Source organism: Candidatus Accumulibacter similis, from assembly GCA_013347225.1.
GTDB lineage: Bacteria > Pseudomonadota > Gammaproteobacteria > Burkholderiales > Rhodocyclaceae > Accumulibacter > Accumulibacter similis.
Window position 1 is genome coordinate 820,216 of record CP054595.1, and the last position, 14,320, is coordinate 834,535.

9 protein-coding genes and 3 pseudogenes are annotated in these 14,320 nt (G+C 59.8%); 8 read left to right on the forward strand and 4 right to left on the reverse strand.

What is annotated here, in order from left to right:
- Positions 1-231: 231 nt before the first annotated feature.
- The gene (locus tag HT579_03605) at positions 232-729 is read left to right on the forward strand and encodes a hypothetical protein (protein QKS28110.1); all 498 of its coding nucleotides are present in this window, start codon (positions 232-234) and stop codon (positions 727-729) included.
- Between the two features lie 245 nt (positions 730-974).
- Here the strand turns inward: HT579_03605 and HT579_03610 are convergent.
- From HT579_03610 to HT579_03620, 3 genes and pseudogenes are all read right to left on the reverse strand, one after another.
- A pseudogene (locus HT579_03610) lies at positions 975-2,128 on the reverse strand (IS3 family transposase).
- A 1,133-nt stretch (positions 2,129-3,261) separates the two neighbouring features.
- Complete coding sequence (locus HT579_03615) at positions 3,262-3,729, reverse strand: hypothetical protein (GenBank protein QKS28111.1); 468 nt, start codon at positions 3,727-3,729, stop codon at positions 3,262-3,264.
- 2 nt (positions 3,730-3,731) lie between these two features.
- On the reverse strand, positions 3,732-4,898 hold the full coding sequence (locus tag HT579_03620) for a hypothetical protein (GenBank protein ID QKS28112.1): 1,167 nt from the start codon (positions 4,896-4,898) through the stop codon (positions 3,732-3,734).
- A gap of 161 nt (positions 4,899-5,059) precedes the next feature.
- Here HT579_03620 and HT579_03625 point away from each other — a divergent pair, with 161 nt between their 5' ends.
- The 3 genes and pseudogenes from HT579_03625 (at position 5,060) to HT579_03635 (ending at position 8,446) form a co-directional block, all read left to right on the forward strand.
- Positions 5,060-5,938, forward strand: coding sequence for a WYL domain-containing protein (locus HT579_03625; GenBank protein QKS31481.1), 879 nt, complete (start codon positions 5,060-5,062; stop codon positions 5,936-5,938).
- 11 nt (positions 5,939-5,949) lie between these two features.
- Positions 5,950-7,290, forward strand: a pseudogene (locus HT579_03630) (SAM-dependent DNA methyltransferase).
- Positions 7,291-7,417: 127 nt separating this feature from the next.
- Positions 7,418-8,446, forward strand: a complete 1,029-nt coding sequence (locus tag HT579_03635) for an IS1595 family transposase (GenBank protein QKS28113.1) — start codon at positions 7,418-7,420, stop codon at positions 8,444-8,446.
- A 5-nt stretch (positions 8,447-8,451) separates the two neighbouring features.
- Here the strand turns inward: HT579_03635 and HT579_03640 are convergent, their stop codons facing one another.
- Positions 8,452-8,886, reverse strand: coding sequence for a hypothetical protein (locus HT579_03640; GenBank protein ID QKS28114.1), 435 nt, complete (start codon positions 8,884-8,886; stop codon positions 8,452-8,454).
- 84 nt (positions 8,887-8,970) lie between these two features.
- On the opposite strand from HT579_03640, the pseudogene HT579_03645 reads away from it, so the two are divergent.
- From HT579_03645 to HT579_03660, 4 genes and pseudogenes are all read left to right on the forward strand, one after another.
- Positions 8,971-9,198, forward strand: a pseudogene (locus HT579_03645) (SAM-dependent DNA methyltransferase).
- Entirely contained in the window at positions 9,188-10,420 is a 1,233-nt protein-coding gene (locus HT579_03650) for a restriction endonuclease subunit S (protein QKS28115.1), read from the forward strand. Before HT579_03645 ends, HT579_03650 begins: the two are co-directional and overlap by 11 nt.
- Complete coding sequence (locus tag HT579_03655) at positions 10,417-11,163, forward strand: abortive infection family protein (GenBank protein ID QKS28116.1); 747 nt, start codon at positions 10,417-10,419, stop codon at positions 11,161-11,163. Before HT579_03650 ends, HT579_03655 begins: the two co-directional genes overlap by 4 nt.
- Positions 11,163-14,306: a type I restriction endonuclease subunit R gene (locus HT579_03660; protein ID QKS28117.1), complete on the forward strand. Its 3,144-nt coding sequence runs from the start codon at positions 11,163-11,165 to the stop codon at positions 14,304-14,306. Before HT579_03655 ends, HT579_03660 begins: the two co-directional genes overlap by 1 nt.
- The last annotated feature ends 14 nt before the right edge of the window (positions 14,307-14,320 follow it).

Consider the following 14,320-nt stretch of genomic DNA (forward strand, 5'->3'; position numbering starts at 1 on the left):
CGGGCAAAGCTGGGGAGTAGCATGTTTCTCGCTTGGAGTCTAGAGGCTCGCCGAGCCTCCCGAGGATCGGCACCGAGTTTCGCGATGGTCGCGAGCAAGGCGGCGGACTGTTTCATTCCACCACTTTTGGTTTTCAACCGCTGACCCGAGGCTGATCGCCTCGTATGGCGGACCGAGTGCGGGCACCCCGACTACAGTTTATACAACAACACTTGGTTCGAGGAGGAGACGATGAGAAGACAAGGATTGCGGGGCCGTGTGATAACCGCCTTGCTCTTGGCCCAGAGCTTTACCACTCCCGCGTGGTCTGCGACCGTCAATTACCGGGCTAGCGGATCGATACCGCTGACTGTCTCGGCCAACGATTTTCACGTCCGGATCGCAATCCCTGAGCCAGCGGCCGTTGGCGACCCGATCGATTTCAGCAACGGCCCGTGGGGAAGTGATGGCGTCGTCACGCACAGTGGCGCGAGTTTCACCGTCGACTGGTCCGGGCCTCTGGTGACCAGCGGCGGCCCCTATGACTTCGCATTCGAGTTCACCAGCGACCGGATACCTGTCGTGCCCGTTCCAGAAGCGTGGTGGACACTCGACAGCCGACAGGTGGGCCCAAACTTCGGCAACTTGTTCGCTTTACAGGAGGTGACCCGTGAAGTGCCAGAGCCGTTGCCACTAGCTCTGTTGGCCATCCCCGTACTGATGATACTTCGGCGCCACGGCCGTTCTTAAAGCGCCTGAGAGATTGGTCCGAGGACAGTATGCTGCTCGCCGCCGATGGGCACAGCCGGGCCACAACTCGCGCCCTGGAGTTGCCCCTATCGGGTGGACAGGTTAGCGCTTGGTTTTCAAGCGGGTTGAGCCTCCTCGGGCGTAGGGTTATCCACGGCGCCGCCGCTGGCCCCTCTCAGGCCAGAGGCGAGCGGCGCGGTGGATAACCCGGGTTCTGGGCTGGCTGACTGCACAGAGTGGTGGTGTTTCTTTTCGTAGTTCATGGGTGACAGATAGCCGAGCGCGGAATGGCGCCGGCGCGGGTTGTACCAGCCTTCGATCCAGGTGAACACGGCCAGGCGAGCCTCGGTTTTGGTGCGGAAGGTGTTGTGGTCCAGCAGTTCGCATTCCAGACTGGCAAAGAAACTCTCCGCCATGGCGTTGTCGTAGGCATCGCCTACGGTGCCCATGGACGGCTGGATGCCCATTTCCCGGGAGCGCTTGCCGAAGGCCAGGGCGGAATACTGGCTGCCTTGGTCGCTGTGGTGGATCACCCCGTGGGGTTTGCGCGTGGCCACGGCCATGTTGAGCGCCGAAAGCACGAGTTCCGTGCGCATATGCTCGCCGATGGACCAACCGACGACCCGCCGGCTGAACACGTCCAGCACCATGGCCAAATAGATGAAGCCCTGCCAGGTCGGCACGTAGGTCATGTCGGCCACCCAAAGGCGATTGGGTGCGTCCGCCACGAACTGGCGCTTTACCAGATCGGGCGCCGGATCACGGTCCGGATCACGCCGGGTGGTGACCACGTAGCCACGGCGGCGGCTCACGCCCTGCAAGCCCGCCAGGCGCATCAGGCGGGCGACGCGCTTCTGGCTGACGGTCTCGCCTTGCTCCAGCAGTTCGGCCCGAACCCGGGGGCGGCCGTAGCTCCCGCCGGATTCCTTGTGGATCAGCCGGATACGCTCGGTCAGCACGGCATTCGCCACGGCGCGCGGGCTGGGCGCCCGCTGTCGCCAAGCATAGAAGCCGCTGACCGAGACACGCAGCACGCGGCACAGGGTACGCACGGGGAAGTCGGCCTGGCGCGCCATCACGAGTTCGAAGAGTTCGAGGTGGAACCTTCGCTCCTTCTGGCGAACCAGGCCGTAGCCTTTGCCAAGATGTCGCGCTCCATCTTCAGCTGCCGGTTCTCCCGGCGCAGCTTGGCCAGTTCAGCCCGCTCGGTACTGCTCAAGCCCTCCTTGCCAGGCAAGGGCTTGCCGGCGTCGCGGGCTGCTTGCGCCAGCCAATTGACAATGGTCTGGCTGGTCGGCCCGAACTCCCGAGACAACTCTTGCGGGCTTCGGCCAGCCTCGGCCAGTTCGACGATCTGTTGGCGAAATTCCGCCGGGTACGGTGGTCTGCTTTTCGGCATCTTGGACTCCTTGTTGCGTAAGCATCAGGTGTCCACCGAAAAGGGTCAACTCCACCCCGCTTCCCCGTTCTCGATTGGTGCCGGCTGTGAAAGTCAAGACAGTTGTCGTCTGCAGCCATGCTGCCCTTGGCACACTTTGAGTCGCGCCGGGGGAATTTGGGTTGGCTGATTTCCGGTATGCCTTGAGGTAACGCCGCTCGCAGGGATCCAGTGGCGGGTGCGGCCGCTCCAGCCGACGGGGTTCGCGTTGCGGGGGCCCGGGTTGGTGCGCCTTGCCCGCCATCACGTGAAGTATGCCGCTATGGTGGTGCTCTTTGTTGGACCAGCGACGATGTCGCTGGCTTAGAGGCTAGCCTACGCTAGGCTGTCGAAGCCGGAATTCAGGGGGATGCTTGGCGCTGCGAAAGAGGGCGTCGGCGCGAACGTTGTCGTTGGACATTCGCCCTCACCGCCAAGAGCCAGGGTACTACCCCGCTGGCGTCCTCCTGAGCCCGCCCAAGCCCTCCGGAATACCGACTTAGCTCGAAAGCACCGATTGAGTTCGCTTTTTCGCTGGGGTGGCGATGCAATTTCGCAACTGGTGGTCAAAAAACACAATAAAAACAACGACACCATCCTTGGGCTACCCGAAGCATAAATGGAGAAAAGAGAGGAATCGGAGCCGCTTTGGGCGCGAAAACGGGCCAGCGGCGCGGTAAGGAGCCAAAGCATCCCGGGAAAAATCTCGCGAAAACATGCGGTTATGGCGACAAAAAGCCCCGACCGAGAACGGAGGGGGCTTCGTGTCTGGTGGTGCATTCGCACCCTGGGCTACAACTCGCTATCGGTGCTGGAGAGTACTGGTGAGGGCGTCTGCGGGCGTGTGAGGCTGACGTGTGGTGATGAGGGCCGGCGGGGCGACGAACCACCTGTCTGACGCTGGGCGAAGCAATGTTCCAGACGCGGAAATCACAGGTGCTGAGGCGACGCCACGCGGCCGACCACGCCAGCAATGAATTTTCTTACCCACCAATCAGTGAGGATTGTAGGCTGATCCCGCCAGAAGCTGCAAATCCCACCTCGTGCAATGCGAGGCTTGCGGACGCCAGTTCAATCCCAAACGCGGAATCGAACTCCGTTACGATTCAACCAAATCAGTCACTCATTCTGTTGCGGGTCAATGTCGGTAGCTTGAAAAGGGGTTCAAGCACTTTCTGTAAATCATAACACTTCGTTTTGTTTTGGATATCCCACAGGAAGTCGCCAGCCCCTTGAACCCGCAGATGTACCAAAAACTGGACATTAACCTGTTCGAGACGAAGCTCCCCTGGAGGCAGCAGGAATTCCTTCCCAGAATACTGCTCCTGGATGTGCAGTGCGAGATCGATTTTCGCCTGACCTAATGCCTCTTCCAGCATAAATTCGTCTGTGAGGGCAATCGGTGATTCTGCAAACGTTTTCTGGTCAAACTTGATTTCGGTGAAAGCTCGTCCAGGGTGCGGCTCAGGAAAAATGCAAAAAGACTCTCCCTTATAGTATCCACCGGCGTTCTGAAATGCAGTTGTGATCACGACTGCAGATGGACCGAATGGGGTGATTTGAGCCCTGTAAAACCTGTGCATAGCTACTCTCCTTGGCGATTATTGACCTTAACAACGCGTGTCGTTTGTCTTGACGTCATTACAACTTCTTGCATTGCCGCAGCATCCTTGGCCTGTTGTGTAATAAGATTTTGTTGGGCTTCGAGCTGTTCCCTTAAAAGGGTTTCAACGCGTTTTTGCTGCTCCGAGTTTTCCCGGTCAATGCTCCTTGCAACGTCCACTTCCCACCAGGTGGCAGCGATGGTAACGAATACCGATGCGATCACTGCCCATTTTGTCCACTGCAGACTACGAGCAGCTTGACCTGCAGACTCCTTTGCCGATTGCTGGTCTTCACCAATTTTCTTGAACCACGCTGGTAATACATCTTGAACCATTGTTTGGTTAAGCCCGGCAACTACGACGACAAGGGCGTCCATCTTTTCCGCCACCTGGCGAGAGTTTTCCACGCTCTCAAGCGTGGCTCGACCCATTGGGGTTTCTTCGAACCGAGGAGCCATCATGATTTTCGGCGCGTCATAGGTTCTGCGAAACTCGACCGGCGCCGCTACATTTGCGGCATTTAGGCCGCGCATTACTTTGCCTACCGTGTCAATGTCGGCCAGAGACTTTCGCCACGACTCTTCCGGCAACGTTGCCGCTCGCAGCGCGGCTTGAATTGAGTCCGTGCCTGCTAACGTCTTACGAATATCCGCAATACCTGCCATCTGCTCTTGAAGCTTTTCGAGCGCCCCCTTCCCTAAAAAGGAATAGCTGGATTCGATTGACTTCCTCATTTCTCCGAGCATCTTCTCGTGACGCTCAGTCATTATCTTTTTCTCTTCCTTAATGACAGCCCCGAGCTCTTCGAGCCCAGACCCATCTGGCAAATTCCGCCACCCGCCTTGCTTCGCGATTGCTGGCACGAGTGCTTGATAGTCAGAGTCCGTCAGCCCATTCAGATCGTCATCAAGAAGGGGGCTGCTGTCTCGCTTGTCTTCTACTCTGCTACAGAGTCGTTGGACGGAAACGCGCGCAGATTCAATGGGGTCATCCTGATCCAGATATTTCCAGTCGCTACTGTGGGGGTGGCGTACGAAGAGCGTCCCAACCGAAGTCGCAATTGGTGCCTTTGCCGGTAGTAACGCGTCTAGATTTAACGTCTTCGGCTTCCCCTCGCCGCTGTCGGCGGCTCGATCCTCTTCGCTCATGTTGTTGCCCCCTTGCCAATTTTCAGCTCGTGACGCATGATATCATCAGTTTGATGACATAAACAGCCTAGCAATGGACACACATTGAACCAATCACAGCCTTTTAGTCGCCCGTCTTGGATGAGGAGCCTTCGGTGACTCAACCCCAACGTGTCGAGAGCCTGAGCCACGCCCAGCGCGAGCGGCTGGCCTACATCGACTTCCGGCTCTACTTCTTCGGTGAGATCGGTCGACCAGACCTGATCGACCGATTCGGCGTGGCACCGGCAGGGGCGACGCGCGACTTGGCTCTGTACCGGGAAATCGCGCCGCAGAACATCATCTTTGATGGCAGCAACAAGATCTACCGCATCGGGCAGGCGTTCTCCCCCCTATTCGACCACGCATCGCAGCGCGTGCTGTCGGCGCTGGCTCTGGGCTTCGGTAATGGAGAGAACGGCGCAATGCAGCCACTGCTTCCGTGCGAGTCGCCTACCGCCCTGAGCAATCCCAGCATGGATGTGTTGGCTCCGATCTGCCGGGCCATCCACGCCAAGCGGCCCGTCGCCATCCGCTACCACTCGATGAGCAGCGGTGAATCCGAACGGGTCATCGTACCCTTCGCGCTGGTGGATACCGGCCTGCGCTGGCATGTCCGGGCCTTTGATCGCAAGAGCGGCGAGTTCCGCGATTTCGTCGTCACGCGCATCGAGGCCCCGACCCTGCTCGACGAGGAGCCACAGGCCAACGAACGGCCGGACAACGACATCCAGTGGACGCGCATCGTCGAGCTCGACTTCGTGCCGCATCCGCGCCTTGAGCGCCCCGAGATCATCAAGATGGACTACGGGATGCAGGATGGTGCGATCCGGATGCGCGTGCGCGCGGCGGTCGCGGGCTACATGCTGCTGCGCTGGAGCGTGGACTGCTCGCCCGATCACCGCCTCAAAGACGAACAGTACCGCCTATGGCTCAACGATCCTCTGGCGCTGTACGGCGTCGAGAACGCCAAGCTCGCGCCTGGGTATCAATCTCCGGCAGCGAAGGCATCACGCAAATAAGAAGGAGCACGATGGCACAGAACGACACCAGCAAGAACGGCAACGGAGGCAACCTCGGCTTCGAGGCTGATCTTTTCAAGGCCGCCGACAAGCTGCGCGGCAACATGGAACCAAGCGACTACAAGCACGTCGCGCTCGGGCTCATCTTCCTGAAGTACATCTCCGACGCCTTCGAGGCCAAGCACAAGGCACTGCTGGCCGAAGATGCGCAGGCCGCCGAAGACAAGGACGAATACCTCGCGGACAACGTGTTCTGGGTGCCGAAGGAGGCGCGCTGGTCGCACCTGCGGGCCAACGCCAAGCTGCCCACCATCGGCACCTTGATCGATGACGCGATGCGCGCCATCGAAAAGCACAACGAGTCGCTCAAGGGCGTACTGCCCAAGGACTACGCCCGGCCCGCGCTCAACAAGGTGATGCTGGGCGAGCTGATCGACCTGATCTCCGGCATTGCGCTGAACGAGGAAGGCGACCGCTCCAAGGACATCCTCGGGCGCGTGTACGAATATTTCTTGGGCCAGTTCGCTGGCGCTGAAGGCAGGCGCGGCGGTGAATTCTACACCCCGCGCTCGGTGGTGCGTGTGCTGGTCGAAATGCTCGAACCGTACTCCGGCCGCGTCTATGACCCGTGCTGTGGCTCCGGCGGGATGTTCGTGCAGTCGGAAAGGTTCGTGCAGGAGCACGGAGGCCGCATTGGCGACATCGCGATCTACGGGCAGGAGTCGAACTACACCACATGGCGGCTGGCCAAGATGAATCTGGCCGTGAGGGGCATCGACTCCGACATCCGCTGGAACAACGAGGGCAGCTTCCACAAGGACGAACTGCGCGACCTCAAGGCTGACTACATCCTCGCCAATCCTCCATTCAATATTTCCGACTGGGGTGGCGACCGCCTGCGTGAAGACGTGCGCTGGAAGTTCGGCGCGCCGCCCGTGGGTAACGCCAACTACGCGTGGCTCCAGCACATCTATCACCACCTCGCGCCCAACGGCACGGCGGGCGTAGTGCTGGCCAACGGCTCGATGTCTGCCTCACAGTCTGGCGAGGGTGACATTCGCCGAGAGATGGTCGAAAAGGATGTGGTGGATTGCATGGTCGCCCTGCCAGGACAGCTCTTCTATTCGACCCAAATTCCAGCGTGCTTGTGGTTCTTGGCTCGAAACAAGAACCCTGGGACCGGATGGCGTGACCGTCGAGGTGAAGTGCTGTTTATTGATGCACGCAAGCTCGGTGGCTTGGTCGACCGGACGCGGCGCGAGTTATCCGAAGAAGACATTCTGCGCATCGCCAATACGTATCACGCGTGGCGCGGTGGGCCTGCAGCAGGCAGCTATGAAGACATTTCCGGCATTATGGAGCAACCACCCCAAGCCTCAGCCGGACGCGGCGCCGACGATGATTTTTTTGTCGGGCGCACTCTGTGAGCCCGGCGAGCCCTACACTCATCCTCATGACCCACCCCCATGAGCCAGTGCGATGAGTTTACATTTCCTGCTGAAAGCCGAAGCCCGTAGCCTGTCCGTGGTCCAGGTGCTGGCCATGAGTGACGATGAAGCCCTGGCCCTGTTCCGCCAGTTGCGCTGGGGCGAAGGGGAGCAAGTGGTCTGCCCGCACTGCGGCATGGCGCACCGGCACTACTTCCGCCCGACCCGCAAGATCTGGCGCTGTGCGGGCTGCCAGGATGATTTCTCGGTCACGTCCGGAACGATCTTCGCCTTCCACAAGCTGCCCCTGCGGCTGTACCTCGCGGCGGCGATCCTGTTCACCAACGCCGCTAAGGGCATTTCTGCCCTGCAGCTCGGACGCGACCTGGGCGTATCGCACAAGACGGCCTACGTTCTCCTGCACAAGATTCGCGAGAGCCTGCTGGTGGGCCGGGACGAATGCGCCCTGTCGGGTGCGGTTCATGTGGACGGGGCGTACGTGGGCGGGCAGGTCCGGCCGAAGAACAAGAAGGAAGACCGGGTAGACCGCCGCCTGGCGGAGAATCAAGACCCGGACAAGCGCTGCATCCTGGTGATGCGTCAGGCGCACAGCGAGGCGGAAGTGGCGGCCGGCCATGTCGGCGCCAAGAAGACGCTGACCTTCATCGTCAAGAAGGAAAACCAGACCGACATCGGAAAACTGGCGCCGGCCTACATCGCCAAGGGTTCCGTGATCTGTGCCGACGAATCGGACGCCTATGACCTGCTGCATGCCCGATACGCGGTCCGCCGGGTGAACCACAGTCAGGAATTCCGAGCCGACGATGGTACGACCAACAACCTGGCAGAATCGTACGTCTCGCGCTTCCGCCGTTTCCACATCGGCCAGATCCACAAGGCGGCGCCGAAGTATCTCGACAACTACGCCAACGAGATGGCCTACCGCGAAGACACCCGGCGCTGGAGCAACGCCGACATCTTCCGCGATATCGTCGGCAAGTGCGCCCGGGCCTTGGTGAGCCGGGACTGGTGCGGATACTGGCAGGGCAACCACCGGCAGGGGGAAAGCCTGGCGGTGTGAAGCGGTCAGGCGACGGCCCAGGTGGCACCGTGCCCGTCACGGCCGGCAAGGACCAGGGTTCCGGTACGCTCCAGGCGACGCACCACGCCAATGGCGTTCTTCCGCATCTGCTCGATCATGACGGTGGTCGCTTCCAGTCCCCGGCGGGCCGTCAGCGCTTCGCCGATCTGGCGGCTGCTCAGCGCCCCACCTTGAGCCTCGTGGAAGATGTCGAGAACCATGCGCTGGCATTCACCCGGCCGGAAGAAGCGGTTTCGCACCCGATGGGCCTTGGCCCGGATCGTCCGCAGGTCGATTTTCGGGGAAAACAGCTTGAGGGTCGCGTCGAGGTGGGCCAGATCGTCCGCCAGACGTCCCATTTCCTTCCGGTGATGCTCGATCAGCCCCGCCAGTTCCGCGCGCTTGGTGATCAGGGCCGCAACGACGTGGCTCTCTGCCATGAGAAATGCTCCCGTTCAGTGAAAACGAGAGGATTCTCGTCGAGCAGGCGGTCGGGTGCCGGGGGTGGTTGCTCCATAATGCCGGACATTTCCGGCTTCTGCAAGTCGGCATCGCTAGACGACATTCGCAAGCAAGGACACGTTCTAGCACCGGGGCGCTACGTCGGTGCCGCTGACGGCGCTGAAGACGACGAGCCCCCTGCGGAAAAGTTGGCGCGCTTGTCAGCACAGCTCCGCGCACTATTTTATGAGAACGCTCAGCTTGAAGGAGCGATCAAGAATGTTCTGACGGAGATCGACAATGAGTGCTGACACAGCATTGTTGAGTGATCTCGTCACTTACCTCAATCGCGGGATCGCGCCTAAATACGTTGAGGCTGGTGGCATTCGTGTCTACAACCAGAAGTGCGTGCGAGATCAACGAATATCGGAAGGGCCGTCACGTAGAACTCAGGCCAGCCAGCGTGCTACCCAAATAGAAAAGGAGCTGCGGCAGTTCGATATCCTGGTTAACTCAACTGGCGTTGGCACTCTTGGGCGTGTGGGTCAATTATTCGAAGTGGATGAGACTGCAACCGCCGATAGTCATCTGACCATTGTGCGACCCGATTCTGAAAAAATCGATCCACTGTTTCTTGGATATGTTCTCAAGGCATATGAGCCGGAGATCGAGAAACTTGGGGAAGGCAGTACAGGACAGACTGAACTCTCACGAGCGAAGCTTGGCAGCCTCGAGATTAATGTTATCCCCCGTGACGCACAGCAAAGCGCCTCTGCCTTTTTATATTCCATAGACAAACGATTAAATATTCTGCGCCGCATCGGCGAGCAACTCGACGAATTCGCCCGAACATTGTTCAAGGAACGGTTTGGTGATGGACTTAACCACGACTGGCCAACGGCACAACTCAGCGAGCACATAAGTGTGCAGCGAGGGCTTAGTTACAAGGGCTCCGGACTTTGTGGCCCCGACGACGGTGTGCCCATGCACAACTTGAATTCGGTCTACGAAGGTGGCGGGTACAAATATCCCGGAATCAAGTTCTACAAGGGCGAGTTCAAAGAACGCCACGTCTTGAAACCCGGAGACATCATCGTAGCCAACACAGAGCAAGGGCACGAACACCGCTTGATTGGTTTCCCGGCCAGAGTTCCAGCAATTTTCGGTGATTCTGGAATTTACTCGCAGCACATCTATCAGGTTAATCCGGTTGACTCAACATTCCTCAGTCGGGAGTTCATCTATTACCTTCTGATGGCAAGTGCTGTTCGAGAACAAGTTATCGGCGCGACAAATGGATCAACCGTGAACATGCTTGCCTTGAGCGGTTTGCAAGACTCGACGTTTTCGCTTCCACCGAGGGACTTGGTCGATAAATTCACGGCATCAGTTCACCCACTTTGGAAATTGGTCGAGAGAAATGAGAGGGAGTCCCGCGCCCTGATCAGCCTCCGCGATTTCTTGCTTCCCCAATTGATCTCAGGTGATCTGAAGATCCATGGTACGAAGGAACTGCTTGGGGTGCGCCCGTGACTATCGACTGGTGCCCCGGCATTCGTGATGCTTGCTTGCATTGGCGTGACGCACCAATGCTGCAGCAGACCTTTGAGGAGTTAGAACGGGCGCTGGCCGAGAACAACGATGCCTGCATCGACTCCGCAAAGGCCATTGTCGAAGTGGTGTGCCAGATCATTCTTCAAGAGTTGGACTTACCGTCGAATCCAGTGCGCCCTGCGGAGGCATTGCCGACCTTCGGTGCTTGGATGAGCGCTGCAGTTCGAGCGCTGAAGCTGGGGGACGTCAGGCATACCGGATTTCAGAAGCTCGTGTCGCAACACAAGAAGCTCACCGATGCCTTGGGCGAGCTGCGCAATGATGCTGGGATCGCGAGTCACGGGCGGGAGGGCTTCCTTCAACGCCTGTCGGTTCACCATCACCGCGCGGCGGTGTTGTCAGCCGATGCCATCGTGACGTTCTTGCATCAGGCCTATCTGGAGGCCGAACTGGATCTGGTGCGGACGCGGGAACCCTACGAGCGCTTTGACCATTTGCATCGGCTCATTGACACACGGGTCTCATTGCGATCTGACGTCGACGACGAGGGGAGCCTCAATGTAAATGTGACGCTGCCGTCCGGTGACGTGTTGCCGTTGCGTGTGGAAGCGAGTCGGCTTCTGTATCAACTAGATCGGGAGGCCTACGTCGAAGCGTTGAACGCTGCGCGCGGGGCACCGGCTCCGGACATGGAGCCCATCGAACAACAAGGAGAACAGTAATGGCGTTTCTGTCAGAGGCCGCCGTGGAGCAAGCTTTGCTGGATCAGCTGCGCGCGCTCGATTACAGCATCGAACATGAGGAGGACATCGGCCCCGATGGACACCGACCGGAGCGTGAGAGTCACGATGAGGTCGTGCTCAAGAAGCGGTTCGAGGACGCCGTTGCGCGCCTGAACCCTGGTTTGCCATTGGAGGCACGCCTGGATGCTGTGCGGCGCGTGATGCAGGCCGAACTGCCATCGCTGCTCGAAGAAAACCGCCGTCTCCATAGGCTGATGACGGAAGGTGTGGATGTCGAGTACTACGCGGACGACGGTACGCTGAGGGCGGGCAAGGTCGTGGTCATCGACTTCGAACATCCAGACCTGAACGATTGGTTGGCGGTAAGCCAGTTCGTTGTGATCAACGGGCAGAACAACCGGCGGCCTGATGTGGTGGTATTCCTGAACGGCTTGCCGCTGGGCGTGATCGAGCTGAAAGCGCCGGGCAGCGCGGGTGCGCATCTTCTGGGCGCGTTCAACCAACTGCAGACCTACAAGAAGCAGATTCCTGGATTGTTCAACACCAACGCGCTGCTGGTGACATCGGACGGTATTGCCGCCCGGGTGGGGTCTCTGTCGGCAGACCTTGAGCGCTTTATGCCGTGGCGCACCACGGACGGCACGGACGTTGCCCCGAAAGGTGCGCCGGAACTCTCGACGCTAATTGAAGGCGTGTTCGAGCATCGCCGGCTGCTCGATCTGCTCTGTCACTTCACGGTCTTCGGCGAAACTGGTTCAGGGTTGGCCAAGATCATCGCGGGCTACCACCAGTTCCACGCGGTGCGACACGCGGTCAACAGCACGGTGACTGCGTCCTCGCCGGAGGGCAATCAGCGGGTGGGCGTCATCTGGCACACCCAGGGCTCCGGCAAAAGCCTGCTGATGGCGTTCTACGCCGGGCTACTGGTCAAACACCCAGCAATGGCCAACCCGACGCTGGTGGTGCTGACTGACCGCAACGATCTCGACGATCAGCTCTTCTCGACGTTCTCGATGTGTCGTGACCTGATCCGGCAGACGCCGGTGCAAGCCGAGAGCCGCGAAGATCTGCAGAAGGTCTTGAGTCGTGCATCGGGCGGCGTGATTTTCACGACCTTGCAGAAGTTCGGCGAGATCGTGGAGCCGCTCACCACGCGCCGCAACGTGGTCGTCATCGCGGATGAAGCGCACCGCAGTCAATACGGCTTTAAGGCCAAGGTGGACGCGAAGACCGGCGAAATCTCCTATGGCTTCGCCAAGTACATGCGCGACGCTCTGCCAAACGCGTCCTTCATCGGTTTTACCGGCACCCCCATCGAGGCGGATGACGTCAATACCCCGGCGGTGTTCGGCAACTACATCGACGTCTACGACATCAGCCGGGCAGTCGAAGATGGCGCGACAGTGCCGATCTACTACGAGTCCCGGCTGGCACGCATCGGACTCGACGAGGACGAGAAGCCAAAGATCGACGCCGAGGTCGACGATCTAACTAAGGAAGATTCAGAGGCTGACCAGGAGCGCTTCAAGAAGAAGTGGGCAACGGTCGAAGCCCTAGTTGGCAGCGACAAGCGCCTTGCTCTGGTGGCCAAGGACATGGTCACCCACTTCGAGGATCGCGTGGCAGCCCTCGACGGCAAGGCGATGGTGGTGTGTATGAGCCGCCGCATTTGCGTGAAGCTCTACGACGAGATTACCAAGCTGCGACCCGACTGGCACAGTGCCGATGACAACGCAGGCGCGGTCAAGATCGTGATGACAGGGGCAGCGAGCGACCCGCAGGAATGGCAACAGCACATCGGCAACAAGGCCCGACGCGATCTGCTGGCCAAGCGTGCCCGCGATCCCAAAGACCCGCTCAAGCTGGTCATCGTTCGCGATATGTGGCTCACCGGTTTTGACGCGCCGTGCATGCACACGATGTACGTGGACAAGCCGATGCAAGGCCACGGGTTGATGCAGGCGATTGCGCGCGTGAACCGCGTGTTCCGCGACAAGCCCGCAGGGCTGATCGTGGACTACATCGGCATCGCGCAAAGCCTGAAGTCTGCTCTGCAGCAGTACTCCAAGAACGACCAGGAAAACACCGGAGTCGACGAAGCGCAGGCCATCGCGGTGATGATGGAGAAGTACGAGGTCGTGCGGGACATGTACCACGGCTACGACTACGCCTCCGCAATGGGCGGCACGCCAGAGGAACGCCTAGCGATGATGGCGGGGGCTATCGAGTGGATTCTCGACTTGCAACAGAAGCTGGCAGCGAAGGAGAAGACGAAGGAAGGCAAGAAGAACGCTCACCGCCGATACCAGGACGCCGTGCTGGCGTTGTCCAAGGCGTTCGCCCTGGCATCCGCCTCCGACGAGGCCCGCGAGATTCGGGAGGAAGTCGGCTTCTTTCAGGCGATCCGTGCAGCCCTGGTCAAGAGCAGCACCGGCTCGGGAGTGACTCAGCAGGAGCGCGAATTGGCGATTCAGCAAATCGTCAGCCGTGCGGTGGTCTCGACCGAGATCGTGGACATCCTGGCCGCTGCGGGCATCAAGAGTCCGGACATTTCCATCCTCTCCGACGAGTTCCTCGCCGAAGTTCAGCAGATGGAGAAGAAGAACCTTGCGCTGGAAGCCTTGCGCAAGCTGATCAACGACGGCATTCGCTCGCGCAGCAAGGCCAATGTGGTGCAAACCAAAGCGTTCTCGGAGCGATTGGAGGACGCGGTAGCGCGCTACCACGCCAACGCCATCACCACCGCCGAGGTGCTGCAGGAGCTGATCCAGCTGGCCAAGGACATCCGTGCGGCGCGCCAGCGTGGCGAAGAGTCCGGGCTCTCAGACGAAGAGATCGCCTTCTACGACGCCCTGGCCGAGAACGAAAGCGCGGTGCAGATGATGGGGGACGACAAGCTCCGGCTGATTGCACACGAGCTGCTCGTGAGCCTACGTGAAAATGTATCGGTGGATTGGGCACACCGTGATTCGGCCCGCGCCAGGATGCGCGTGCTGGTGAAGCGCATTCTGCGGAAGTACGGCTACCCGCCAGACCTCCAAGACACCGCCGTACAAACGGTGTTGCAACAGGCCGAGGCGTTGTCGTCGGGCTGGGCCTTTCCGCGCGGCGCTGCTCATTAAGCTGAGAGAGGCAT